This window comes from Pseudomonas sp. AP19 (assembly GCF_001728855.1).
GTDB classification, from domain to species: domain Bacteria; phylum Pseudomonadota; class Gammaproteobacteria; order Pseudomonadales; family Pseudomonadaceae; genus Aquipseudomonas; species Aquipseudomonas fluorescens.
Map to the genome: position 1 here is coordinate 384,180 of NZ_LXJP01000002.1, position 25,856 is coordinate 410,035.

General features: G+C 60.0%; 21 protein-coding genes and 1 pseudogene. 9 read left to right on the plus strand and 13 right to left on the minus strand.

Features of this window, described 5'->3' with window-relative positions; all coding sequences use genetic code 11:
- Position 1: 1 nt before the first annotated feature.
- Positions 2-391: a transcriptional regulator gene (locus A7D21_RS03690; RefSeq protein WP_069551088.1), complete on the minus strand. Its 390-nt coding sequence runs from the start codon at positions 389-391 to the stop codon at positions 2-4.
- Between the two features lie 155 nt (positions 392-546).
- Here A7D21_RS03690 and A7D21_RS03695 point away from each other — a divergent pair, with 155 nt between their 5' ends.
- Positions 547-822 (plus strand): hypothetical protein, encoded by a 276-nt coding sequence (locus A7D21_RS03695; protein WP_069551089.1) that lies wholly within the window; start codon positions 547-549, stop codon positions 820-822.
- A 48-nt stretch (positions 823-870) separates the two neighbouring features.
- On the opposite strand, the gene A7D21_RS03700 is transcribed toward A7D21_RS03695, so the two are convergent.
- Entirely contained in the window at positions 871-2,217 is a 1,347-nt protein-coding gene (locus tag A7D21_RS03700) for a DEAD/DEAH box helicase (RefSeq protein ID WP_069551090.1), read from the minus strand.
- Positions 2,218-2,410: 193 nt separating this feature from the next.
- On the opposite strand from A7D21_RS03700, the gene A7D21_RS03705 reads away from it, so the two are divergent.
- Positions 2,411-3,709, plus strand: a complete 1,299-nt coding sequence (locus tag A7D21_RS03705; protein ID WP_053257388.1) for a mechanosensitive ion channel family protein — start codon at positions 2,411-2,413, stop codon at positions 3,707-3,709.
- 47 nt (positions 3,710-3,756) lie between these two features.
- Here the strand turns inward: A7D21_RS03705 and A7D21_RS03710 are convergent, their stop codons facing one another.
- The 3 genes from A7D21_RS03710 to A7D21_RS03720 form a co-directional block, all read right to left on the minus strand.
- Positions 3,757-4,623 carry a carboxylate/amino acid/amine transporter gene (locus tag A7D21_RS03710; protein WP_069551091.1) on the minus strand — a complete coding sequence of 289 codons (867 nt, stop codon included), beginning with the start codon at positions 4,621-4,623 and terminating at the stop codon, positions 3,757-3,759.
- A gap of 212 nt (positions 4,624-4,835) precedes the next feature.
- Complete coding sequence (locus A7D21_RS03715; protein WP_053257390.1) at positions 4,836-5,438, minus strand: FMN-dependent NADH-azoreductase; 603 nt, start codon at positions 5,436-5,438, stop codon at positions 4,836-4,838.
- A 151-nt stretch (positions 5,439-5,589) separates the two neighbouring features.
- A complete protein-coding gene (locus A7D21_RS03720) occupies positions 5,590-5,904 on the minus strand; it encodes a hypothetical protein (RefSeq protein WP_053257391.1) in 315 nt (104 codons plus the stop codon).
- Positions 5,905-5,953: 49 nt separating this feature from the next.
- Here A7D21_RS03720 and A7D21_RS03725 point away from each other — a divergent pair, with 49 nt between their 5' ends.
- From A7D21_RS03725 to A7D21_RS03740, 4 genes and pseudogenes are all read left to right on the plus strand, one after another.
- On the plus strand, positions 5,954-6,877 hold the full coding sequence (locus A7D21_RS03725) for a LysR family transcriptional regulator (RefSeq protein ID WP_069551092.1): 924 nt from the start codon (positions 5,954-5,956) through the stop codon (positions 6,875-6,877).
- A 14-nt stretch (positions 6,878-6,891) separates the two neighbouring features.
- Positions 6,892-7,690: pseudogene (locus tag A7D21_RS03730) on the plus strand (alpha/beta fold hydrolase).
- A gap of 3 nt (positions 7,691-7,693) precedes the next feature.
- A complete protein-coding gene (locus A7D21_RS03735; RefSeq protein ID WP_069551093.1) occupies positions 7,694-8,257 on the plus strand; it encodes a peptidylprolyl isomerase in 564 nt (187 codons plus the stop codon).
- An 82-nt stretch (positions 8,258-8,339) separates the two neighbouring features.
- A complete protein-coding gene (locus tag A7D21_RS03740) occupies positions 8,340-10,172 on the plus strand; it encodes an ABC transporter ATP-binding protein (RefSeq protein ID WP_069551094.1) in 1,833 nt (610 codons plus the stop codon).
- 37 nt (positions 10,173-10,209) lie between these two features.
- Here A7D21_RS03740 and A7D21_RS03745 read toward each other — a convergent pair whose 3' ends face one another.
- Entirely contained in the window at positions 10,210-11,334 is a 1,125-nt protein-coding gene (locus A7D21_RS03745; protein ID WP_069551095.1) for a GNAT family N-acetyltransferase, read from the minus strand.
- Positions 11,335-11,618: 284 nt separating this feature from the next.
- On the opposite strand from A7D21_RS03745, the gene A7D21_RS03750 reads away from it, so the two are divergent.
- Positions 11,619-12,941 (plus strand): putative porin, encoded by a 1,323-nt coding sequence (locus A7D21_RS03750; RefSeq protein ID WP_053257397.1) that lies wholly within the window; start codon positions 11,619-11,621, stop codon positions 12,939-12,941.
- Between the two features lie 118 nt (positions 12,942-13,059).
- Here the strand turns inward: A7D21_RS03750 and A7D21_RS03755 are convergent, their stop codons facing one another.
- The 5 genes from A7D21_RS03755 to aceK all read right to left on the minus strand — a co-directional run bounded on the left by A7D21_RS03755 (position 13,060) and on the right by aceK (position 21,014).
- The gene (locus A7D21_RS03755) at positions 13,060-13,293 is read right to left on the minus strand and encodes an anti-sigma factor (protein WP_053257398.1); all 234 of its coding nucleotides are present in this window, start codon (positions 13,291-13,293) and stop codon (positions 13,060-13,062) included.
- A complete protein-coding gene (locus A7D21_RS03760; protein ID WP_053257399.1) occupies positions 13,287-13,901 on the minus strand; it encodes an RNA polymerase sigma factor in 615 nt (204 codons plus the stop codon). The genes A7D21_RS03755 and A7D21_RS03760 overlap by 7 nt, the downstream gene beginning before the upstream one ends.
- 65 nt (positions 13,902-13,966) lie before the next feature.
- Positions 13,967-15,088: a beta-ketoacyl-ACP synthase III gene (locus tag A7D21_RS03765; RefSeq protein WP_069551096.1), complete on the minus strand. Its 1,122-nt coding sequence runs from the start codon at positions 15,086-15,088 to the stop codon at positions 13,967-13,969.
- A gap of 228 nt (positions 15,089-15,316) precedes the next feature.
- The gene (hrpA, locus tag A7D21_RS03770) at positions 15,317-19,228 is read right to left on the minus strand and encodes an ATP-dependent RNA helicase HrpA (RefSeq protein ID WP_069551097.1); all 3,912 of its coding nucleotides are present in this window, start codon (positions 19,226-19,228) and stop codon (positions 15,317-15,319) included.
- Between the two features lie 70 nt (positions 19,229-19,298).
- On the minus strand, positions 19,299-21,014 hold the full coding sequence (gene aceK, locus A7D21_RS03775) for a bifunctional isocitrate dehydrogenase kinase/phosphatase (RefSeq protein WP_069551098.1): 1,716 nt from the start codon (positions 21,012-21,014) through the stop codon (positions 19,299-19,301).
- A 389-nt stretch (positions 21,015-21,403) separates the two neighbouring features.
- Here aceK and A7D21_RS03780 point away from each other — a divergent pair, with 389 nt between their 5' ends.
- Positions 21,404-23,029: a methyl-accepting chemotaxis protein gene (locus A7D21_RS03780; RefSeq protein ID WP_069551099.1), complete on the plus strand. Its 1,626-nt coding sequence runs from the start codon at positions 21,404-21,406 to the stop codon at positions 23,027-23,029.
- Positions 23,030-23,093: 64 nt separating this feature from the next.
- The gene (locus A7D21_RS03785) at positions 23,094-23,996 is read left to right on the plus strand and encodes a DMT family transporter (RefSeq protein ID WP_069551100.1); all 903 of its coding nucleotides are present in this window, start codon (positions 23,094-23,096) and stop codon (positions 23,994-23,996) included.
- Between the two features lie 67 nt (positions 23,997-24,063).
- Here A7D21_RS03785 and A7D21_RS03790 read toward each other — a convergent pair whose 3' ends face one another.
- Both A7D21_RS03790 and rfbA read right to left on the minus strand, forming a co-directional pair.
- The gene (locus A7D21_RS03790; RefSeq protein ID WP_069551101.1) at positions 24,064-25,014 is read right to left on the minus strand and encodes a WxcM-like domain-containing protein; all 951 of its coding nucleotides are present in this window, start codon (positions 25,012-25,014) and stop codon (positions 24,064-24,066) included.
- A 40-nt stretch (positions 25,015-25,054) separates the two neighbouring features.
- On the minus strand, positions 25,055-25,856 hold an 802-nt coding region (gene rfbA / locus A7D21_RS03795; protein WP_069551102.1), incomplete at its 5' end, for a glucose-1-phosphate thymidylyltransferase RfbA.

The window sequence follows — 25,856 nt, forward strand, 5'->3', positions numbered from 1 at the left end:
ATCAAGCAATCTGCGCCTTTGAGGCCACTTCATCAAACGTGGCCGGCTCCAACGCATCCGCCTGATCATCCAGCACCTGGCGCGGGTGATCGTTGCCCGGTATGGAGCTGTCAATCAACGCCAGCAGCTGTGCGCCGCGAGCGGTCAAGATGAAGTTTTCACCATTGCCGCCCTCCTCCTCCGGCCGCGATTCAATAAACCCACGCTTGAACAGCAGCGCTTCGTAATCGGCAGCGGTCTTTTTCAGCGTGTCCAGATTGCCGGTGGACTCGCCCGCCGTGGCCTTTTCGGCCGCTTCCTGCTCGGCGTATTTACGCGGTGCAAAGCTGCCCTCGCCATTCTGCACTTCATGCAGCAGACGCTCGATCAAATCCCAGTTGTAAGTCGTCATCCTGATTCCTCCTGCAGGCCGTTGGAAAAGCAGCCCGTCTAAAGGTGTGACAGGCCCCGTCACTGGCCGTTCAGCCGAATGGACGGGCGTCATTTCTCTGAACTTTCCAGACGTTCGCCCCCTCAACTGAACATCACTGCCAAGGACGTCCGACCATGAATACCCTGAAGAACCTGGCCCTGGCCACCACGTTGATGACCGCCCTGCCCGTCTGGGCGTGCACACCCGAAGAAGCCACGGCGAAACGCGAACAACTGGCCCAGGAAGTGACCAAGCTCACCAAACAAAACCCCACCAAGGCCAAAGAAATAAATGCTGAGCTGCAGAAAATGGACATGGACACAACAGCTGCCGATCTACCCGACAAATGCCAATTGATCGATCAACGCCTGAAAGACCTCGCTAAAGCCGCTGCCGAGACCAAAAGCTGACGCAAAAAAAAACCGGACATCGTCCGGTTTTTTTATAGCAGCGCCGCCTTACTCGGCAGCAGGCGCTTCTGGCTTGCGGCGCTTGAGCGGCGCCATGCCGTCCTTGCTGACGAGCGACAGGTTGTCGGTCTTCGGCCGATTGGCGATCTTGCGCTTGGTTGGCGACTTGGCGCCGGCCTTCTTCTTATCGCCCTTGGCGTCGACTTTTTTCTTCTTCACGCCAACGGCTTTGCCCGACGCCTTGACCTTCTTCGGCCCGGTGTAAGTGCCTTTGACTTCCTTGATGGTGCGGCGCTCGAACGACTGCTTCAGGTAGCGCTCGATGCTCGACATCAGGTTCCAGTCGCCGTGGCAGATCAGCGAGATCGCCAGGCCATCGTTGCCGGCACGCCCGGTACGGCCGATACGGTGCACGTATTCATCGCCGCTGCGTGGCATATCGAAGTTGATGACCATGTCCAGGCCATCCACGTCCAGGCCACGCGCAGCCACGTCGGTGGCAACCAGGATTTTCACGCCGCCGGCCTTGAGACGGTCGATGGCCAGCTTGCGATCCTTCTGGTCCTTCTCACCGTGCAGCACGAAGGCCTTGTAGTCCTGCGCGACCAAACGACCGTAGATACGGTCAGCAGCAGCGCGGGTATTGGTGAACACGATGGCTTTCTGATAGGTCTCGTTGGCCAGCAGCCAGTTGAGGATCTGTTCTTTGTGCACATTGTGGTCGGCAGTGACGATCTGCTGACGCGTAGTCGCGTTCAGGTCACTGACGTTGTTGACCTGCAGGTGCTCAGGGTTGTTCAGGACCTTGGCGACCATGTCGCGCAGGGTCGAACCGCCGGTGGTGGCGGAAAAGAGCATGGTCTGCTGGCGATTGACGCACTCGGACACCAGGCGTTGCACATCGTCGGCAAAACCCATGTCGAGCATGCGGTCGGCTTCGTCAAGCACCAGCACTTCGACTTCCTTGAGGTCAAGGTTGCCGGCGTTGAGTTGCTCGATCATACGGCCTGGGGTGCCGATCAAAATGTCCGGCACTTTGCGCAGCATCGCGGCCTGGACCTTGAAGTCTTCGCCGCCGGTGATCAGGCCGGACTTGATGAAGGTGAACTGCGAGAAACGCTCCACTTCCTTCAAGGTCTGCTGGGCCAGCTCGCGAGTCGGCAGCAGGATCAGGGTCTTGATACTGACGCGGACTTTGGCCGGGCCAATCAGGCGGTGCAGAATCGGCAGAACGAAAGCGGCGGTCTTGCCACTCCCGGTTTGAGCCGTCACCCGCAGGTCACGCCCTTCGAGCGCGAGCGGGATGGCCGCTGCTTGCACAGGCGTAGGCTCGACAAATTTAAGCTCGGCCACGGCTTTGAGCAGGCGTTCGTGCAGGGCGAATTGGGAAAACACGGGTGCTACCTCGAAGAAATACAAAATATCAGCTGCATAGGGTAACGGTTTCGGGCGTCCAAACCGAGTTTCTTTACGCGAACGGCGTGAATCAGCTGCTTTTTTGTTAAGACATTTGTCCGTAAAACCAACTTTGTCGCACTTAAATGCTCTAATCGGCCCGTGTTGTCTTACAGAAGAATCGGTTTCGCACATGGATATCAAACAGTTCTGGCTCAACCTCCAAGACCTTTGGGGCACCCTCGACCAACACCCGTTGCTGCATTCCGGCCTGGGTTTGCTGGTTCTACTGGTGGTGGCCCTGCTGCTCGGACGGGTAGCGCGTTACCTCATTCTCCACGCCGTCAAATTGCTCGGCCGGCAACCGGCGCTGCATTGGCTCAACGACCTGCGGCACAACAAAGTCTTTCATCGCCTGGCGCAGATGACGCCATCTCTGGTGATTCAGTTCGGCCTGTACCTGGTACCGGGCCTGAGCAAAACCGCCACGTTGTTTATCGGCAATGTGGCGCTGGCGTTCACCATCCTGTTCATGACGCTGGCGGTGAGCGCCCTGCTCAACGCCTTGCTGGATATCTACGCACGCACCGAACATGCCCGCACCCGCTCGATCAAGGGCTACGTGCAACTGACGAAAATGGTGCTGTTCGTGTTCGCCGCGATCATCATCGTCGCCACCCTGATCGACCGCTCGCCCTTGTTGCTGCTGTCCGGTTTGGGTGCGATGTCGGCGGTGATTTTGTTGGTGTACAAGGACACCCTGCTGTCATTCGTCGCCAGCGTGCAACTGACCAGCAACGACATGTTACGGGTCGGCGACTGGATCGAAATGCCTCAGGTCGGCGCCGACGGTGACGTGGTGGATATCACCCTGCACACGGTCAAGGTGCAGAACTTCGACAAGACCATCGTTTCCATCCCGACCTGGCGCCTGATGTCCGAGTCGTTCAAGAACTGGCGCGGTATGCAGGCGTCCGGCGGGCGCCGTATCAAGCGCAGCCTGCACATCGACGCCAGCGGCGTGCGTTTCCTGCGCGACGATGAAGAAGTGCGGATGACCCAGGTGCACCTGCTCACTGACTACATCAGCCGCAAGCAGGCCGAACTCAAGGCTTGGAACGAAGCCCAAGGCAACAGCGCGCAACTGTCGGCTAACCGCCGCCGCATGACCAACCTCGGCACTTTCCGCGCGTATGCCCTGGCGTATCTGAAAAGCCACCCGGACATCCAGCCGAACATGACCTGCATGGTGCGCCAGATGCAAACCACCGCCCAGGGCGTGCCGCTGGAAATCTACTGCTTCACCCGCACCACGGCGTGGGCCGATTACGAGCGTATCCAGGGGGATATTTTTGATTATCTGCTGGCGGTGTTGCCGGAGTTCGGCTTGAGCGTGTATCAACAGCCAAGCGGCAATGATTTACGCGCAGGCGTATTGCCCGCGGTGTTGGGCGCCAGTCATGTGCCTGCGCTCGAACGCAGCGCGGTATAAGGCCACCCTTCGCCTGTGGGAGCGGGTTTGCCCGCCCCCGCAGGCATTCAGCGCAGGATCGCCTCCTGGCGTGCGCCCAACCGACTGATCCACACCGCCCCCAGAATCACCAAGCCGCCCAACGCCAAGCGCCCCAGCGGCTCGTGCTGGTTCCAGATCAACAGGTTCAGCAACAGCCCCACCGGCACATGCAGGTTGTTCATCACCGCCAGGGTGCCACCATTGACCAGGCAAGCGCCCTTGTTCCACCAGTACATACCCAGCGCGGTGCTGACCAATCCGAGGAACACCAGCACGCCCCATTGCAGTGGTGCTTGCGGCAGGAAGTCGGCTTTGCCGAACAGCAGGAATGCCGGCAACACCACGATCAACGCGCCCAGGTAGAAGTAGCCAAACCGCCGGTAGTGCGGCAAATCACTCGGATAACGCGCCACCAGATGCTTGTACATCACTTGCCCGGCCGCGTAGGTGAAGTTGGCCAGTTGCAGGAGCAGGAAGCCACCAAGGAAGTGCGGGGTGATCTGGTCGAAACGGATCACAGCCGCGCCGCCCACCGCCACCAGTGCCGCGATCAGCGCCCAAGGATTGAAGCGTCGATTCAGCGCATCTTCGATCAGGGTCACGTGCAACGGCGTGAGGATGGTGAACAGCAACACCTCCGGCACGGTGAGCACGCGAAAGCTCAGGTACAGGCACACATAGGTCACGCCGAACTGCAGCGCGCCAATCACCAGCATGCCGCGCATGAACCTGGGTTCTACCGAGCGCCAGCGGGTCAGCGGGATAAACACCAGCCCGGCGAGCACCACGCGCACCAGCACCGCGAAGTAGCTGTCGACATGACCGGCGAGGTATTCGCCGATCAAGCTGAAGGAAAATGCCTGAATCAGGGTGACAACCAGTAGATAGCCCATGCGCGCCTCGTTTCGAATGGGCGCGACTTTAAGGGTTTTCGGTGTTTGACGGAACTCGGGGCAAAAAAAACCCGACCTCGCTATAGCGGCAGTCGGGTAGGAGCACTCAGGAGCAACAAGTGCAAAGGGAGGTTCGATACGCGTACTTGAAGGGTTTGCGTGAAGCGATATAAACACCCGGCGATTATGTGACGATTAACCGTTGACTCGGTTCATGCCACAAGTTGCGCCAGCAACGCCTTGGCGTGGTTAAGGCCTTTTTCCTGGAAGTCACCGCTCAAGTTCACCCCTTCGGCATGAATGAACGTGACGTCATGAATCCCGATAAAGGCCATGACCTGGCGCAGGTACGGTTCCTGGTGATCGGAGCTGGCGCCGGTATGAATGCCGCCGCGAGCGGTCAGCACAATCGCGCGCTTGCCGTGCAGCAATCCCTGGGGGCCGGTGGCGGTGTACTTGAAGGTCACACCGGCACGCAACACGTGGTCCAGCCAGGCTTTGAGGGTGCTGGGGATAGCGAAGTTGTACATCGGCGCAGCCATCACCAGCACGTCGGCGGCGAGCAATTCGTCGGTCAATTGGTTGGAGCGGTCCAGGGAAGCCTGTTCGATCGCGCTGCGCTGTTCGGCAGGTTTCATCCAGCCGCCGAGCAGATGCGTGTCCAGGTGCGGCACGGGGTTCAGCGCCACGTCACGCACGGTGATCTGATCCGCTGGGTAAGCCGCCTGCCATTGGCTGATGAACTGCTGGGTCAGTTGGCGAGAGATCGAATCCTGCTGGCGGGCGCTGCTTTCGATGATCAGAACGTTGGACATGGCTCGGTAGGCTCCATCTGCAAATGCTGTAAGGCGATGGAGAAAAGATTAGCCAGGGCCGATTCGATAAAAAAGCGCAAAAAACTGCTACAACCCATCTAGAAATTTGTTTATAAGCGGAGTATTGCTGTGGGCATGCTCCGCTGCTGCGTTATTTTGGAGCGCACGTCAGCTTGATGCGCATTTTGATAATGCTCCGGCTGAAATTGACCGTGGTGTTGGTGCTTTTGCCCGCCTCGACCGTAACTTTACGCGCACGGGGCGCCTCCGGGCCGTTGGTGAAGACCATTTTGCACACCGCGTCGTTGGCCCCGTAGTTGGTCAACCGAATCGAGCTGATAGTGCTGTCGATATCGGACGCGCTGTAATCAATCTTCACCCCCTGAATATCTTTGGAAACATCGGTGGTATAGGCAAACGCCGTCAATGGCAGCAGCGCCAGCAGCACACAACAGAATTTTCTCATTCGGCAGTCTCCAATAAGGACTGCCAGCTTAGGACAAGAGGAGCTCATCTTGAAAGCGCCCCGCGTTACCCTTGATCAATGGCGCACGCTGCAGGCCGTGGTTGACCATGGTGGCTTCGCCCAGGCGGCTGAAGCGCTGCACCGTTCGCAGTCCTCGGTGAGTTACACCGTGGCGCGCATGCAAGACCAGCTCGGCGTGCCGCTGCTACGCATCGACGGGCGCAAGGCGGTGCTCACTGAAGCCGGTGAAGTGCTGTTGCGCCGCTCCCGGCAACTGGTGAAAAACGCCAGCCAACTGGAAGACCTCGCCCACCATATGGAACAAGGCTGGGAAGCCGAAGTGCGGCTGGTGGTGGATGCCGCTTACCCCAATGCGCGCCTGGTACGCGCGCTGACCGCCTTTATGCCGCAAAGCCGTGGGTGTCGCGTGCGCTTGCGTGAAGAGGTGCTGTCAGGCGTTGAAGAGCTATTGATGGAGGGCGTGGCCGACCTGGCCGTCAGCAGCTTCGTCATCCCGGGCTACCTGGGCACAGAACTGAGCGATGTCGAGTTTATCGCCGTGGCTCACCCCGAGCATTCCCTGCATCGCTTGAACCGCGAGTTGAGTTTCCAGGACCTGGAGAGCCAGATGCAGGTGGTGATCCGCGACTCCGGCCGCCAGCAGCCGCGAGACGTCGGCTGGCTCGGCGCCGAACAACGCTGGACCGTCGGCAGCCTGGCCACCGCCGCCGCCTTTGTCAGCAGCGGCCTGGGCTTTGCGTGGCTGCCCCGGCACATGATTGAGCGCGAACTCAACGAAGGCCTGCTCAAGCAGCTACCCTTGGAAAAGGGCGGCAGCCGCAACCCGACGTTCTACCTGTATGCGAACAAGGACAAACCCCTGGGCCCGGCCACGCAGATTCTTGTGGAGTTGCTGCGCACCTTTGACACCGCCCCTCTGGACGCGCCTTTCGCCGCCCCCCAGCAAGCCTGAAACGGAGTTCGTGCATGGCCTGGTTCGACCATGAAGGATGCAGCCTGCATTACGAGGAATATGGCCACGGCAACCCGCTGATTCTGATCCACGGCCTGGGTTCCAGCAGCCTGGATTGGGAGCTGCAAATTCCAGTGCTGGCCAGGCATTACCGCCTGATCGTAGTGGATGTACGCGGCCATGGTCGTTCCGACAAACCGCGCGAGCGCTACAGCATCAAAGGCTTCACTGCCGACCTGAGCGCCTTGACCGAACACCTGAACCTGCCACCGGCCCATGTGGTGGGCTTGTCCATGGGCGGCATGATTGCCTTCCAGTTCGCCGTGGATGAACCCGCCCAGGTCAAGAGCCTGTGCATCGTCAACAGCGCACCCGAAGTCAAAGTGCGCAGTGCCGATGACTATTGGCAATGGGCCAAGCGCTGGAGCCTGGCGCGACTGCTTAGCCTGTCGACCATCGGCAAGGCGCTGGGTGACCGATTATTCCCCAAGCCGGAGCAACATGACCTGCGTCGCAAGATGGCCGAGCGCTGGGCAAAGAACGACAAACGTGCTTATCTCGCCAGCTTCGACGCGATTGTGGGCTGGGGCGTGCAGGAACAACTTTCCAGAATTACCTGTCCAACCCTGGTCATCAGCGCCGACCATGACTACACCCCCGTGGCGCAGAAAGAAATCTATGTAAAACTGCTGCCCGATGCGCGGCTGGTGGTGATCGAGGATTCCCGCCATGCCCTTGGATCAACCCGATGTCTTTAACGCTACCTTGCTCGATTTTCTAAAGACCGTCGAAACCACTACCCAGGATCACTGACCCATGTTGAAAAAAATCGCCTTCTTTGCCGGTTCTGTCTTGTTCGCCGCCAACCTGATGGCCGCCGAGCCGGCCAAGGCGCCACACGTTCTGATCACCACCACCAATGGCAACATTGAAATCGAACTGGACCCGGTCAAGGCGCCGATCAGCACCAAGAACTTCCTGGCCTATGTCGACAAGGGCTTCTACACCAACACGATTTTCCACCGGGTAATCCCGGGCTTCATGGTTCAGGGCGGCGGTTTCACCGCGCAGATGTCGCAGAAGCCGACCGACGAACCCATCAAGAACGAAGCCAGCAACGGCCTGCATAACGTGCGTGGCACCCTGTCGATGGCGCGCACCAATGACCCGAACTCGGCCACCAGCCAGTTCTTCATCAACGTGGCCGACAATGCGTTCCTCGACCCGGGCCGTGACGCCGGTTATGCCGTGTTCGCCAAAGTCGTCAAAGGCATGGACGTGGTAGACGTCATCGTCAACTCGCAGACCACCACCAAGCAGGGCATGCAAAACGTGCCTATCGATCCTGTTTTGATCAAGTCGGCCAAACGCATCGACTGAGGTCTGCAGGCAGCTCCGTGCGGTGCTCACAAGGCACCGCGCATATTTGAACAGGAGAGCCCGCCAGGCGGGCGTCAACCTAATGCTCTATCGTCGCTTTGAACAACTGATTGATATCTTCCGCGACGCCCCGAGCGCCGCCCCTCCCGACAAAGTCCTGCCCTTCTACCTCTACTATCTGCGCCAGGTGTGGCCAAGCTTTGCTGCCTTGCTGGTGGTGGGCCTGATCGGCGCGCTGATCGAAGTGGCGTTGTTCAGCTACCTGAGCCGCATCATTGACTTGGCCCAGGGCACGCCGCCCGCCAACTTCTTCCAGATCCACAGCACCGAGTTGATCTGGATGGCCGTGGTCGCCCTGCTGCTGCGCCCGATCTTCAACGGCCTGCATGACTTGCTGGTGCACCAGACCATCAACCCGGGCATGACCAGCCTGATCCGTTGGCAAAACCACAGCTACGTGCTCAAGCAGAGCCTGAATTTCTTCCAGAACGATTTCGCCGGGCGCATCGCCCAGCGCATCATGCAAACCGGCAACTCCTTGCGTGACTCGGCGGTGGCGACGGCGGAAGCCATCTGGCACGTGTCGATCTATGCGATCAGTTCGCTCGTATTGTTTGCCGAGGCCGACTGGCGGCTGATGATCCCGCTGATCACCTGGATTATTTGTTACAGCGTTGCACTGCGCTACTTCGTGCCCCGCGTGAAGGAACGCTCGGTGATTTCCTCCGAGGCGCGCTCCAAGTTGATGGGCCGCATTGTCGATGGCTACACCAACATCACAACCTTGAAGCTGTTCGCCCATACGCAGAATGAGCAGGAATACGCCAAGGAAGCGATCATCGAGCAAACCGAAAAAACCCAACTGGCCGCCCGCGTGCTCACCAGCATGGACGTGACGATCGCCATCTTGAACGGCCTGTTGATTGTCACCACCACCGGCCTGGCATTGTGGCTGTGGACGCAGTCACTGATCTCCGTCGGCGCGATTGCCCTGGCCACCGGCCTGGTGATTCGGATCGTCAACATGTCTGGCTGGATCATGTGGGTGGTCAACGGTATTTTCGAAAACATCGGCATGGTGCAGGACGGTCTTAAAACCATCGCGGCGCCGCTGGCGGTGACCGACCGCGAGAACGCCCCACGCCTGAACGTGCCCCATGGCGAAGTGCGTTTCGAACAGGTGGATTTCCACTACGGCAAGCAGAGCGGGATCATTGGTGGCCTGAACCTGAACATCAAGGCCGGGGAAAAAATCGGCTTGATCGGCCCGTCCGGTGCAGGCAAGTCGACCTTGGTCAACCTGCTGCTGCGCCTGTACGACCTGCAAGGCGGGCGCATCCTGATCGATGGCCAGAACATCGCTGAGGTCGCCCAGGAAAGCCTGCGCGCTCAGATCGGCATGATCACCCAGGACACCTCGCTGCTGCACCGCTCGATCCGTGACAACTTGCTGTACGGCAAGCCGGATGCCACCGACGAGGAACTCACCGCCGCCATCCGCAAGGCCCGCGCCGATGAGTTCATCCCGCTGCTGTCAGACGCCGAAGGGCGTACCGGCCTGGATGCCCACGTGGGCGAGCGCGGCGTGAAGCTCTCCGGCGGGCAACGCCAGCGCATCGCCATCGCACGGGTGTTGCTCAAGGACGCGCCGATTCTGATCATGGATGAAGCCACTTCGGCGCTGGACTCGGAAGTGGAAGCGGCGATCCAGGAAAGCCTGGAAACCCTGATGCAGGGCAAGACGGTGATTGCAATTGCGCACCGGCTGTCGACCATTGCACGGATGGACAGGCTGGTCGTGCTGGAGAAAGGCCAGATCGCCGAGACGGGCAGCCATGCCGAGTTGCTCGTCCAGGGTGGGCTGTATGCCAGGTTGTGGCAGCACCAGACTGGCGGGTTTGTCGGTATCGATTAATGCGCAGGGGCCCGGGCAAGCCCCCCTCTGAACGAGTTCAGCCCTGCCGATAAGGCAGGGCTGCCCTCGCCTCTTCGGCGTACGCCAGAATCCCCACGCGCTCGCGCTCCAGAAAATCCTCGACAGCACTCTTCAACCCCGGATGGCGCAGGTAATGCCATGAGCGGGTAATCACCGGCTCAAACCCGCGAATCAATTTGTGCTCGCCCTGAGCGCCCGCGTCGAAACGTTGCAGGCCTTCGGCGATGGCGTAATCCATACCCTGGTAGAAGCAGGTTTCGAAATGCAGGCGGTCAAACTCCGCCAGGCAGCCCCAATAGCGCCCGTAGAAGCTGTCGCCGCCGATCAAGCTGAAGGCCATGGCCACCGGGCGTGCACCTTGTTTGGCCAGCACCACGCGAATCGCCTCGGGCATACGCTCGGCCAGCAGGCTGAAAAATGCACGGGTCAAGTAGGGCGATTGGCGGCGCACCGCGTAGGTGTTGGCGTAACAGGCGTAGACAAAATCCCACTGCGCCTCGCTCAACTCATGGCCTTGCAGCCATTCGAAGTCGATACCCTGCCCCGCGACTTGCTCGCGCTCTTTACGCATCTGTTTGCGCTTGCGCGAACTCAACGCGTCGAGGAAGTCCTGGAAGTCGCGATAGCCGCGGTTTTGCCAATGAAACTGGCAGCCCAGACGGTGCAACCAGCCCGGTTGTCGAGACAACGCATCGTCGGCCAGCGGGTCGGTGAAATTGATGTGGGCGCTGGAAAGCCCTTCGATTTCCAGGTAGCCCGGCAGGCTGTTCAGCAGCTCAAAACCGTCCTCGACGTTCCTCGCCAGTAAGCGTGGCCCGCTGACCGGGCTGAACGGCACCGCCGTCAGCAGCTTGGGGTAGTAATCAATGCCCGCGCGCTCACAGGCATCTGCCCACCCGTGATCGAACACGTATTCGCCGTAGGAATGCCACTTGCGATAACTGGGCAGTGCCGCCACCAGGTGATCGCCCTCCCAGTGCAGCAAATGCTCAGGTTGCCAGCCCGATTGCGGGCCAAGGCTGGCGCTGTCTTCCAGGGCACTCAGGAACGCATGCCGCACAAAGGGCTGAGCCTGCGGCACCAGGGCATCCCAAACATGGGGGGCGATTTCGGACAGCTTGTCCAGGCGTTGCAACGGCATCGGCATCCTCACTGTTGGTTGGCGTGAAAGCCTCGCGAGTATCGCCTATCACAGCGCCGGGCACACCTCAAACCAAGCCCGACAAACCCAGAAACAATTGGTTCCGTTATTAAATAATTTGTCATCTGTATGACATCACTTCGCCACTCCCCCGTCATAAGTGATCGCGATACTGACGCCTGTTTTTTAGAGCGCCTGGTTCTAGCAGGCGGCTATTTTCCGTCCGTCATCGGTCGGTTGTGTCCTGGATGGTTTGCCATCCCTCCTCACTTTCGGAGATTGATATGCGTCTTGCTTCCACTAAAACTGCGGCGGTCCTGTGTGGCGGCCTGTTGCTCGCCCTCAGCGTTCCGGTCAGCGCTGCAGTCGACGCTAAATTGCTCGACATGCTCAAGGCCAACGGCCAGATCACTGCGGCGCAGTACAGCGAACTGCAAGCGGAATTGGCCAAAGACCAGAAAGAAAAGCAGATCGCACAGCAAGCTCAACAAGAGACCAACGAACAGATCGCGGCCACCGCGAAAAAAACCAACGACCTGAGCGTGTTCGACCAGAAGCTCGCCTGGGCCGCCCGTACCCAACTCAAGGGTGACGTGCGCTTCCGTCAGGAAACCGTGAAGATTCAGGGCGAATCCAACAACGGTGGCCGTGACAAGGACCGTCAGCGCATCCGTGCCCGCCTCGGCGCGTACACCGAAGTCAACTCGCAAGTGGACACCGGCATTCGCATTGCCACCGGTAGCAGCGACGACGCGCGGTCGACCAACCAGGACCAGGACAACTATTTCGACAAGAAGTCGATCTGGCTGGACCTGGGCTACATCGACTACCACCCGGACCAGATCAAGAACCTGCACGTGATCGGCGGCAAGATGCTGCAGCCGTGGGTGAACATGGGCGATGTGATCTGGGATAGCGACATCAACCCGGAAGGCCTGGCCCTCACCTACAAATACCCACTGGGCAGCAGCGCAGAGCTGTTCGGCAGCCTGGGTAACTACAACCTCAAGGACAACGTCGACGGCGACGGCGTGCAATTTCGTCACGACCTGCGCCTGACATCCGGCCAGTTGGGGACGCGTTTCTCGGTCACCGACAACCTGAAAATGACCCTGGGCGGCAGTGTCTACGCCTACCAGAACGACAAGGACAGCCGCTGCACCACGACCACCACGCCGTGCGCACTGGCAGTCAACGGTAACTCGGCCGACAACGAGTTCCGCCTGTATGAAGGTTTCGCCCAGGCTGACATCGGCGGCCTGGCAGTGCCCCTGGCGTTCTACGGCCAGTACGTGAAAAACAACGATGCCGTGACCGATCAGGACACCGCGTGGTTGATCGGTGCCAAGTCCAAGGTGTTCGGCTTCAACCTGGACTACAACTACCGCGATATCCAGCGTAACGCCGTGGTGGGCGCCTTCACCGATTCGGACTTTGCCAACGGCACCACCGGCTCGCGCGGTCACAAGATGAAGGTCAGCTACGACATCGACAAGAACTTTGCCCTTGGCGCCACGTACTTCCTGACCAAGGCTGACTACGCCAGCCGCACCCAGCGTGATGCCAACACCAACACCCTGCAGTTGGATGCTGAAGCCAAGTTCTAAATATGTGTAACAAGCCTTGGGCCAGGACGGCCCGAGGTGGTTTCAACAGCTTTGCGTGGGTGGGGCGATCCCCCTCATCCGTTCGACTCACCCACGCGAGTCTGCCTCTGCCCCGCCGTTACTGATCCTTCAGCCGTTCGGCGGCGAGCCGTTCAGCCAATGCATCAGCATCCTTCACCGGCGCTTCCGGCATGATTTTCAGCGTCGCCTGCATCAGGCGCATCTGACGGATAAATCGCCGGCAATTAGGGCAGAACATCAAGTGATGACGCACCAGCAGACGCTCACGAAGGGTCAATTGCCCATCGAGATAGTCACTGGACCGCGCCACTTGCTCTTTACAGGTCAACATTCGCCCGTTTCCTCAAAATGCTCCACCGTAGCGAAGACTTTAAGCCGTGCTCGATGCAACAGCACACGAACATTGGAGAGCGAGAGCGTCAGAAGATTACAAATCTCCTCCAATTCCAAACCTTGGCGCTCACGCAGCACCAGCACACTGCTTTGCAACTCCGACAAACTCAGCAACGTATGCTCCAGGCATTTGCGCAGCTCATCCTCGGTCAGCAGGGCTTCCGGGGTGTCCTGGTGCCAGGCATAGGGAGCGACCGCCCAGTGACCATCGTCGGGGACGAAGCGATCGTCACCGAGGGTGCCATGGGGCGAGGGCAAATCGTCGAGCAATACTTCCCGGCGATTTTGTTTATAGCGACCCTTGGCAGAGTTGGCCGTGATGGTCAGCAGCCACGTCTTGAGGCTGGAGCGCCCTTCAAATTTGGCCAGGTTGCGCACCACCGATAGCCAGGCGTCCTGCACGATTTCGTCGGCGTGACGCTGCCCGACAATCGCATAGGCCACCGCGCGCATGGCGCTCTGGTAGGTCGTGACCAATTCTTTATAGGCCCGTTGCTCGCCCTTGAGCAGCCGTTCAAGCAGGTGCGCGTCGTCCGCTGCCGCCATTAGAACCTCGATTTCAAAGTGCAAACCCAATCAGTGTGGCAAACCCGATGCCACCTTGACCCTGTTTAGCGCTTGCGCAGGATCACGCTGCCGATCGAATAGCCCGCACCAAACGAACTGAGGACTGCCACGGAGCCTTTCGGCAGGTCATCCTGATAGGTGTGAAACGCAATCACCGAGCCGGCCGAACTGGTATTGGCGTAGGTATCGAGAATCACCGGCGCCTCTTCCACCGAGGCTTCACGGCCCAGCAGCTTTTTCACGATCAGGTGGTTCATGCTCAGGTTGGCCTGGTGCAGCCAGAAGCGCTTCACATCGGAGACATTCAGCTGGTTCTCCTCAAGGTGCACAGCGATCAGTTCGGCGACCATCGGGCAGACATCACGGAAGACTTTGCGGCCTTCCTGCACGAACAGTTTGTCCGGCGCGCCGATCCCCTCTTCCGCCGTGCGGTTCAGAAAGCCGAAGTTGTTGCGGATGTTGTTGGAGAACTTGGTCAGCAGCTTGGTGCTCACCACGTCGAACTGATGCGCGGAGGTCGCCAGGTCGGCACGCTCGAGGATCACCGCAGTGGCCGCATCACCAAAGATGAAGTGGCTGTCGCGGTCGCGGAAATTCAGGTGGCCGGTGCAGACTTCCGGGTTGACCATCAGGATCGCCCGCGCCTGGCCCAGTTGGATACTGTTGGCGGCGTTCTGGATGCCGAAGGTGGCCGAGGAGCAGGCCACGTTCATGTCAAAACCGAAGCCTGCGATGCCCAGGGCTTCCTGGACTTCGATGGCGATGGCCGGATAAGCGCGTTGCAGGTTGGAGCAGGCAACGATTACGCCGTCGATGTCGGCAGCTGTCTTGCCGGCGCGCTGCAGGGCTTGCTCGGCAGCGCCGATCGCCATCTGGCAGAGTACCGACCACTCGTCATTGCTGCGCTCGGGCAGGCGCGGCGCCATGCGCTGCGGGTCGAGGATACCGTCCTTGTCCATGACAAAACGGCTCTTGATGCCCGACGCCTTTTCAATAAAGGCTGCACTGGACTCGGTCAGCGCCTGCACGTCACCGCGCTCGATGGCGGCAGCGTTGTCGCTGTTGAACTGCTGCACGTAGGCATTGAAAGACTGCACCAGCTCTTCGTTGGAGATGCTGTTGGCCGGGGTGTACAGGCCAGTGCCGCTGATGACGACGTTATGCACGGTCGTTCCTCTAAATCTGTCAGGCAGAAGATATTGGTACCGTCGTACCAAACTTTAAGTCGTTCGATCCCGTCCAGCGGGCATCAAACTGGCAACGCTTTATTCCATCGCGCCGCGGCTGCGCACCAGCCCATCACGACGATCCCGGTATTTATAACCGCGAAGTTTGCCACAACCCCACGACTTTGGCGCCATCTCCCGGATAAGCGCCCCTACCCATGCCTGTGATCAAGCCTCTACCTGGCTCCATTGCTTGCTCAAACGCTTGTCGGAAATCGGCACTTTGGTGCCCAGCTGCTGGGCAAACAACGACACCCGATATTCCTCCAACCACCAGCGATAGAGCGCCAGCTGCGGGTCGCGCTTGCCTTCCTGGGCATGTTTGTTCAGGCGGTTCTGGTACTGCACCCACTGGCCGCCCAATTCCGAGCTCCATACGCGATCTTTTTGCACCTGGCTTGGCAACTTCTCCAGGCGCAGCTCGATGGCCTTGAGGAAACGCGGTAACTCCTTGAACCACTGCGCCGGCGTTTCCCGGACAAAACCGGGATAAACCAGGTTGCTGAGCTGTTGCTTGATGTCGTTCAGCGCCACCGCCTGGGCCAAGTCGATCTTGCCTTTGAAACGCTTCTGCAAGCCGTGCCACAGCTTCAGCACTTCCAGGGTCAGGCGCGCCAGGCGCTCGGCGTGTTCGGTCCAACTGCCGCGCTTGCGCTCGGCCAACGCCGCCAGGCCCGCGCCGTCTCGCGGCAGGCTGGCTTCGCCGTCCAGTACGCAGGTGTCGAGGCTGGCCAGTAAAATGTCTTCCACCAACGCGTCAATGCGCCCTAACTCGCGGTACATGAGGCCCAACTCGGTCAGGCCGGGCAATTTGCCACGCAGGAATTTCGCCGGTTCCGCCAGTTGTTGCATCAGCAGCCGTTGCAAGGCGCGGCGGTGCTGGAACTCGGCTTCGGCGGCCGTCGAAAAGCGCCCTTCCTTGACCGTACCGTTCTCTTCGACCAGCGCCGGGTAGACCGTCATCGACAGGCCGGCGATCTTTTGCTGGGTCGTCTCCGCCACCGGCGCGAACACCTTGGCCTCAACCGGCTGCTGGCTTTTCGCGGTTTGCGGCACGGCCAAGGCAGCCTGGCTGGCCTCGGCAAAGCGTGCCGTCAGCTCGGCCAAGTCGCGGCCTTCGCCGAGGAACTTGCCCTGGCCGTCGACCACTTCCAGGTTCATCTTCAGGTGGTTTTCCACCTGCTGCGCCGCTTCGGCCCAGGCTTCATCGCTGACACGCGCGCCGGTCATGCGCAGCAATTCGCGCCCGAGCGCCTGGGGCAGCGAGCCCTGGCCAAATTCGATACGTTGCAGCGCCGCCTTGACGAAATCCGGCACCGGCACAAAGTTTTTGCGCAGCGCCTTGGGCAGGTTGCGCACCAGCGCGATGCACTTGGCTTCGATCACCCCCGGCACCAGCCACTCCAGCCGCTCCGGCGGCAGCGCTGGCAACAGCGGCGCCGGCACGCGCAGGGTCACACCGTCGCGCGGGTGGTTGGGTTCAAAGTGATAACTCAAGGCCAGGGCCAAGTCGCCCAGGTGGAGGGTGTCCGGATAATGCGCGGCGGTGACTTCACTGGCCTCGCGGGCCAGCACGTCTTCCTCGCGCATGATCAACAATTGCGGGTCTTTCTGACTGTTGACCTTGTACCAGCTGTCGAAAGTCGCCGTCTGGTGGATCTCAGCCGGCAGCCGCGCGTCGTAGAACGCGTACAGGGTTTCTTCGTCCGCCAGAATGTCGCGACGCCGCGCCTTGGCTTCCAGCTCGTCCAGCTGCTCCAGCAGTTGCTGGTTCGCCGTCAGGCACTTGGCCCGGGATTGAATCTCGCCGCGTACCAAACCTTCACGGATAAACAGCTCGCGGGACACCACCGGGTCAATCGGCCCGTAATGCACCGGCCGCCGTCCGACCACAATCAACCCGAACAGGGTGATCTGCTCAAACGCCACCACTTGGCCGCGCTTCTTTTCCCAGTGCGGTTCGAAGTGGTTTTTCTTGATCAGGTGCCCGGCCAGCGGCTCGATCCAGTCCGCATCGATCTTGGCGACCATGCGCGCATACAGCTTGGTGGTTTCCACCAGTTCAGCGGTCATCAGCCATTGCGGGCGCTTTTTGCCAATGCCCGAGGACGGATGAATCCAGAAGCGCCGTTGGCGCGCGCCGAGGTAATCGCCGTCTTCGGTTTTCTGGCCAATTTGGCTCAACAGACCGGACAGCACGGCTTTGTGCAGTTTGGCAAAGTCCGCTGGCTCTTTGTTCAGGGTCAGCTGCATATCGCGGCAAATCAGGCTCAGTTGGCGATGGGAATCACGCCACTCACGCAGCCGCAGGTAATTCAGGAAGTTCTTGCGGCACCAGTTACGCAACGGGCTGGCGGTGAGGGCCTGGCGCTGCTCTTCAAAGCCACGCCACAGGTTAACCAAACCGGCAAAGTCGGAATCCACATCCTTCCACTGCGCGTGGGCCTGATCGGCGGCTTGCTGACGCTCGGGCGGGCGCTCGCGCGGGTCCTGGATCGACATCGCACTGGCGACAATCAACACCTCCTGCAAACTGCCGAGCTTGGCGGCTTCGAGCAACATGCGCCCCATACGCGGGTCCACCGGCAGACGCGCCAGTTGGCGCCCCAACGGCGTCAGTTGGCTGTTACGGTCGACCGCCGAGAGTTCTTGCAGCAGGTTGAAACCGTCGCTAATGGCCTTGCCATCCGGCGGCTCGATAAACGGGAAGTCGGTGATTTCGCCGAGGCGCAGGTGCAGCATCTGCAGAATCACGGCAGCAAGGTTGGTGCGCAAAATTTCCGGGTCGGTAAATTCCGGGCGCCCAATGAAATCCTCTTCGCTGTACAAGCGGATGCAGATACCCGGCTCAACACGGCCGCATCGGCCCTTACGCTGGTTGGCGCTGGCCTGGGAAATCGCCTCGATTGGCAGGCGCTGCACTTTGGCGCGATAGCTGTAGCGGCTGATACGCGCGGTGCCGCTGTCGATCACATAACGAATACCCGGCACGGTCAGCGAGGTTTCCGCCACGTTGGTTGCCAGCACTACGCGCCGGCCCGGATGAGACTGAAAAATGCGCTGCTGTTCGGCCGGTGACAGGCGCGCATACAGCGGCAAAATTTCGGTGTGTTTCAGTTGGGCCTTGCGCAGCATGTCGGCGGCGTCGCGAATCTCGCGCTCGCCCGGCAAAAACACCAACACATCACCGGGGCTGCGCCGTTCGCTGCGCTCATAGGCGGCAATCTCATCAAGGGTGGCGAGGATTGCCTGGTCAACGGTCAAGTCGTCCTCGACACGGTTGCCCTCTTCGTCCTGCTCCAGGGTCAGCGGGCGATACCAGGTGTCGACCGGGAAGGTGCGCCCCGAGACCTCGACAATCGGCGCATCGTCGAAGTGCTTGGAGAAGCGCTCCAGGTCGATGGTCGCCGAGGTGATGATGACTTTAAGGTCTGGACGCCGCGGCAGCAGGGTTTTCAGGTAGCCGAGCAGGAAGTCGATGTTCAGGCTGCGCTCGTGGGCTTCGTCGACGATGATCGTGTCGTAGCGTTCCAGGTAGCGGTCGTTCTGGGTTTCGGCCAGCAAAATACCGTCGGTCATCAGCTTGATCAGGGTGTTGGAATCACTCTGGTCTTCAAAGCGCACCTGATAGCCAACCAGCGCGCCCAGCGGCGTCGCGAGTTCTTCCGCGACGCGGCTGGCAACACTGCGCGCCGCAATTCGGCGCGGCTGGGTGTGGCCGATTAAACCGTGCTGGCCGCGACCGATTTCCAGGCAGATCTTCGGCAACTGGGTGGTCTTGCCCGAGCCGGTTTCGCCGGCAATGATCAGCACCTGATGCTTGAGGAGCGCCGCTTTGATTTCATCGCGCTTGGCCGCAATGGGCAGGCTGTCGTCATAACGAATCACCGGCAGGCTGGCACGCCGCGCGGTCACTTGGGCGCAGGACGCCTGCATGCGCGTAACCCATTGCGCCAGCTTCTCCTCATCGGGTTTCTTGCGCAGCTCAAGCAACTGACGCCGCAAGCGGTGGCGGTCGGCGAGCATGGCGTGATCGAGGTTTTTCAGCAGTTGGTCGATAGCAGGCGCTTGGTCAGTCATCAGATGCGTTTGGGTCGTCTATTTATGCAGGGGGCGGATTGTCGCAGAAAACCGCCAACGCGCGCGCCCCTCATTCGTTATCACGGTCTTTGCGCCGGTACGGGAACACGTCGATGACCTTGCCGGCGCGAATCGCGTCCTGCAGGCCTTTCCAATAGTCGGCGTTGTACAACTCGCCATGCAGCTCGTCGAACAGCTTGCGCTGGCCGGCGTCGGCGAACAGAAAAGGCGGGAATTCTTCGGGGAACACGTCGAGCGGGCCGATCGAGTACCAGGGCTCCGAAGCCATCTCATCCTCGGGGGTACGCGGTGCGGGGATATGGCGAAAGTTGGCCTCGGTGAGGAAGCAGATTTCGTCATAGTCGTAGAACACCACGCGACCGTGTCGGGTGACGCCGAAGTTCTTCAGCAGCATGTCACCGGGAAAGATGTTCGCCGCCGCCAATTGCTTGATGGCCAGGCCATAGTCCTCAAGGGCTTCGCGCACCTGAGCGGCGTTGGCGTTGTCGAGGTAGAGGTTGAGCGGGGTCATGCGCCGCTCGGTCCAGCAGTGGCGGATGAGCACGCTGTCGCCCTCCACTTCCACCGTACCGGCGGCGACTTCAAGCAGCTCGGCCAGGCACTCGGGCTCGAACTTGCTCAGGGGAAAACGGAAGTCGGCAAACTCCTGGGTGTCGGCCATACGCCCGACTCGGTCGACGCTTTTTACCAGGCGATACTTCTCGATCACCGTGGCGCGATTGACGTTTTTCGACGGCGAAAAACGATCCTTGATGATCTTGAACACGGTGTTGAAGCCCGGCAGGGTAAACACACTCATGACCATGCCACGTACGCCGGGCGCCATGATGAATTGATCATCGGTGGTCGCCAGGTGGTTGATCAGCGCGCGGTAAAACTCCGACTTGCCATGCTTGTAAAACCCGATGGAGGTGTACAACTCGGCAATGTGCTTGCCCGGCAGGATACGCTTGAGAAAGCCGATGAATTCCGCCGGCACCGGCACGTCGACCATGAAATAGGAGCGGGTGAAGGAGAAGATGATCGACACGTCGGCTTCGTCAGTGATCAGCGCATCGATCTGGATGCCGCGCCCTTCGCGGTGCAACAGCGGAATAACCAGCGGCCATTGTTCATCGCGGGTATAGATGCGCCCTACAAGGTAGGCGCCTTTATTACGGTAGAGCACCGAGGAAAACAGCTCGACGCTGAGGTCCGGGTCTTTGCACACCCAGTCCGGCAGGCTCTCGCGCAATTGGGCTTGGAGCCGGCGCAAGTCGGCCGCGAGGTCCGCGTAGGGTTCGCTGAAACGGTAATCGGCGAAAATCTGCGCCAGCGTCGACGCCAGGTCGCCCGTCGGCTTATAGGTCCGGGTCTGCGCCGCGCGCGCGCGGCGCAGGCTGGGCCGCGTGGTGTGGATGAACATGCAGCCATCACTGATCAGGTCATGACTGAACAGGCCGCAGAAGATCGAGTTGTACCAGGTCTCCGACAGTTCATCGTCAAAGCGCAGGTCGATCAGGCCGATATACGCGCTCTTGACCAGGGGCCACGTGTCGATGTCCAGCAAGGTCGCCTCGTCGAAGCTGGCCCGCAGGCGCGCCGTCACTTCAGCCACCTTGTCTTCATACAGGTTGATACGCGCCGCCGAAGCCGCCTGCCCCTGCTGCCACTGGGCCTTTTCGAAACGTTCGCGGGCGCCGTCGGTGATCTGGCGAAAGTGCTCACGGTAATCGTCGAAGCCATCGAGGATCATGCGGGCGATGGCGAGGGCGGATTGCGACATGCGGGAAACCTCGAACGGGCATCTGGAAGCCCTGAGCTTAGCCAGTGAAACGAAGCAGGAGAAGGATGATTTTCCGGGCTTATCTGTACACCTTCGCGCGCTTTGTACATTTACTTTCAATTTTCTCAACTCGACCAGGCGGTCAATAAACGCACCGAAAAGTCTCACTGCGCACGCCTGTAGCCCCACAACCGCATGGCGTGGCGCTGGCGCGAGCGAAAACCAGTGCTGTCGCCGATTCTCAGCACAGGTCACCGCCTCGATGCACCGTAAGGGAAACCCTGATTACCACCTTGATGGCACTTTGATATACAGCGCGCCCTTTCCCACTCAAATCAGGTCCGAAAACCGGTCCGGGAACAGAAGCTAATCGCCTAAGGAGCACCAGGATGTCATTGAGGAATATGCGAATCGGTCTACGCGCCAGTCTGAGTTTTGGGGTTTTGGCCGCCATGCTGGTGATTGTCGGCCTGTTTGGCCTGGGCCAGATGGCCAAGCTGCGTGAAAGCGCGCTGATCATCGAAGCCTCGTGGATGCCGAGCATCGAGAATATCCACGACGCTGCTGCCTGTATTGCCAGCATCCGCCTGGAATCCATGCGCATGGCGACTACCGACGAGTCCCGCATCCGCGACAACAGCAAAAACCTGATCGCCAGCCAGCGCAAAGCACTCAAAACCCTGCTTGAGCACCACGAAAGCCTGCTCAGCGGTGACGAAGAACGGGCCATGCTCAAGCAGCTCAACGTCAACGTGAACACCTACGACAGCATCGTCAGCCAGTTGGTTGAACGGGTCGACAACGACCAGCAGCAAGACGCGATAGACCTGCTTACCACTGGCCTCGGCCCTCAGGGCACAGTCCTCAATAAAAGCCTGGAGGACATGATCACCTTCAACCAGAAAGGCGTGGAAGCCGCGGTCAATTCGGCGGCGCAGATGTACACCCGCGCGCAATGGGTGGTCGGCCTGATCATCGTGTGCGCGTTGATTGCGACCTTATTGCTGGCCTGGCTACTGACCCGCAGCATCACTGCACCGCTCGGCCAGGCCCTGGCGGTGGCGCGCACCATTGCCGGTGGCGACCTGAGCCGGCCGATCATGGTGAAGGGCAGCGACGAGCCGGCGCAGTTGCTGACGGCCCTGGCCACGATGCAGGACCAGCTTAAATCGACCATTCGCGGCATCAGCGAGTCGGCGCAGCAACTGGCCTCTGCCGCCGAAGAGATGAGCTCGGTGATGGAACAAAGCACCCGTGGCCTGCAGGCGCAGAACGATGAAATCGAACAGGCCGCGACCGCCGTCAACGAGATGAGTGCAGCCGTGGATGAAGTGGCAGGCAATGCGGTGTCCAGCGCCGAGGCGTCCAAGGCGTCCGACGAAGACAGCAAGCACGGCCACTACCAGATCAGCGAAACCATCAGCGCAATCCAGAACCTGGTCGACGAAGTGCTCGGTGCATCGAACAAGGCCGAGGGCCTCGCGGTCCAGGCCCAGGACATCAGCAAAGTGCTGGAAGTGATTCGCGGCATCGCCGGGCAAACTAACCTGCTGGCGCTCAACGCCGCCATCGAAGCTGCCCGCGCAGGCGAAGCCGGGCGTGGTTTTGCAGTGGTCGCCGACGAGGTGCGGTCACTGGCGCAACGCACACAGGATTCCACCGAAGAAATCGAGCAGATGATCCACGGTATCCAGCAAGGCACCCAGGACACCGTCGAGGCGCTCAACAGCAGCGCCGAACACGCCGGCCAGACCCTGCAGCGGGCCAACAGCGCCGGCAACGCCCTGGATAAAATCACCGCCGCCATTTCGCAGATCAGCGAGCGCAACCTGGTCATTGCCAGCGCCGCCGAACAACAGGCGCTGGTCGCGCGTGACGTCGACCGCAGCCTGGTGAACATTCGCGACCTGTCCACCCAGACCGCCGCCGGCGCCACCCAGACTTCGGCGGCCAGCCAGGAACTGTCACGCCTGGCCGTGGACCTCAACGGCCTGGTCACGCGGTTTGCCCTGTAATTAGCGATTGTGTCGGGCAGGCCTCTAGGCAACACTCGCCGCCTTATTGATGTAGGAGTGTTCCGTGAGACCTGTCGACACCCTGTACCTGTTGGGGCTGGCCGCCATTTGGGGCGCGAGCTTCCTGTTCATGCGCATCATCGCACCGGAAATCGGCACGCTGCCGACGGCGTTTTTTCGCGTCTCGATTGCAGCGGCGGGTTTGTTGGTGATCCTCACGCTGATGCGCGTGAACTGGGACTTCCAGGGAAAATTCAAGACCGTCCTGCTGCTGGGCGTGATCAACTCCGGGATTCCCGCGACCATGTACTCGGTGGCAGCCCAGGTGCTGCCGGCGGGTTATTCGGCGATCTTCAATGCCACCACGCCGTTGATGGGTGTGTTGATTGGCGGGTTGTTCTTCAGTGAACGCCTGACGCCGTCGAAAATCGCCGGGGTCAGCCTGGGCTTGTTTGGCGTAGGTGTGCTGACGCGCGCCGGCCCGGTGGCGTTTGATCTGGAATTACTGATGGGCGCATTAGCCTGCCTGTTGGCCACCACCTGCTATGGCTTTGCCGGCTTCCTCGCACGGCGCTGGCTCGATCAACGTGGCGGCCTGGACAGCCGACTCGCGGCGCTGGGCAGCATGCTGGGCGCTAGCCTGTTTTTGCTGCCGTTCTTCGCCTACAGCGCCATCAGCCATCCTCCGGCAAGCTGGGGCGGCTGGCAGGTGTGGGCGTCACTGCTCGGGTTGGGACTGGTGTGCACGGCGTTTGCCTACATCCTGTACTTCCGCTTGCTGTCATCCATTGGGCCGGTCAAGTCGATGACGGTGACCTTCATGATTCCGCCATTCGGGGTGTTGTGGGGGGCGTTGTTATTGGATGAGCCGTTGTCGATGGCGCACGTGTATGGCGGGGTGTTGATTGCGGGGGCACTGTGGCTGGTGTTGCGGCCAGGGACATTATTGGCAGGGAAACGCCGCTGATTGCGTTGGCAACCTCAGCGGCGTGACTCACGGGCAGTAATGGATGGACCGCAGGCAGTTATGGCCATCAAGCGCCGGTGATGAGCATTTTGAATTCGTCGTAATTGCGAATGTAATCGGCTGCATCATAGCGGTGTGAAGCGAACACCATCAGTACCGCGTCCTGGGAATAGCGGTACTGAATCCCCCAGGTCATCGGCGGTAAATACACGCCCTTGTTCGGCCGATCCAGCACGAATTCCTCGCGGTTCTTGCCATCATCGGCAACCACGTGCACCGAACCTTTTACCGCCACCAGGAACTGATGACAGACCCGGTGTGCATGTTCGCCGCGTGTTTCTGCCGTCGGCACGTCATACACCAGAAAGTAACGCTCTGACTTGAACGGTACTGTTCGCTCGAACTCGCCCGCAGACAGACTGCCGCGAATGTCGGCGACCTCCGTCATGGTGTGCAAGGTGACGCCGTTGACAGAAGTGGCGACCGCCCCCGGCGTGCTGGCGACCTTTTCACCCCCATCCTGGGTTGCATCGACGGGCTTAGTATCAACATAACCAATGATTTTGGCGGGGTTACCGACAACGATTGCGTTGGGCGGAATAGACCGTGTGACGACGGCCCCGGCACCAATCATGGCATTGGTGCCAATCGTCAGGCCTGGAAGGATGGTGCAGTTGGCACCCAGCGACGCGCCTTTTCGAACGATCGTACGGGCAAAGGTCTGCGGATAGACCTTGCTGCGCGGAAACAGGTCATTGGTAAAGGTCGCATTCGGCCCAATAAAAACGTCGTCTTCAAGGGTGATGCCATCCCACACTTGCACGCCGCACTTGAGTGTTACGCGGTCGCCGATGATCACATCGTTTTCGATGAAAACGTTGTCGCACACGTTGCATTCACTGCCCAACGTAGCGCCCGGCAGGATATGCGCGAAGGCCCAGACACGCGTGTCTTTACCGATATTTTCGGATTCGCACAGCGCATGGCTGTGGACGAAAAAGTGCTTGGTGCTGCTCATTGTGGTCTCCAGGTCGGCTTGATTCTTCACGACAGGCCCATCAAAAAATCTTCTCAAGCAACACACGCTTGAGGTATTGGCCATAACCGTTCTTGAGCAGCGGTGCGGCCAGGCGCTCCAGTTGCTCTGCATCGATCCAGTTCTGACGGAAGGCGATCTCTTCAGGGCAAGCCACTTTAAGGCCCTGACGGTGCTCAAGCGTGGCAATGAAGCTGCTGGCTTCGAGCAAGGAATCGTGAGTGCCGGTGTCCAGCCAGGCGTAGCCACGGCCCATGATTTCGACCGACAGCTTGCCGCGTTCCATGTAAATGCGGTTGAGGTCGGTGATTTCCAGCTCGCCACGCGGCGACGGCTTGATGCTCTTGGCGATTTCAACCACGTCCTGGTCGTAGAAATACAGACCGGTGACGGCGTAGTTCGACTTGGGCTGCAGTGGCTTTTCTTCCAGGCTGATCGCTTTGCCCTGGGCATCGAACTCAACCACGCCATAACGCTCGGGATCATTGACGTGATAAGCAAACACACTGGCGCCGTCCTGACGCTGCATGGCGCTTTTGAGCAGCTCGTTGAAATCGTGGCCGTGATAGATGTTGTCGCCCAGCACCAGCGCCGACGGATCGTTGCCGATAAAGTCCTCGCCAATGATGAAAGCCTGGGCCAGGCCATCCGGGGAGGCCTGTACGGCATAGGAAAGATTCAAACCCCAGTTACTGCCGTCACCCAGCAGCTGTTCGAAACGCGGGGTGTCCTGTGGGGTGGAAATGATCAGGATGTCGCGAATCCCCGCCAGCATCAGCGTGGTCAGCGGGTAGTAGATCATCGGCTTGTCGTAAACCGGCAGC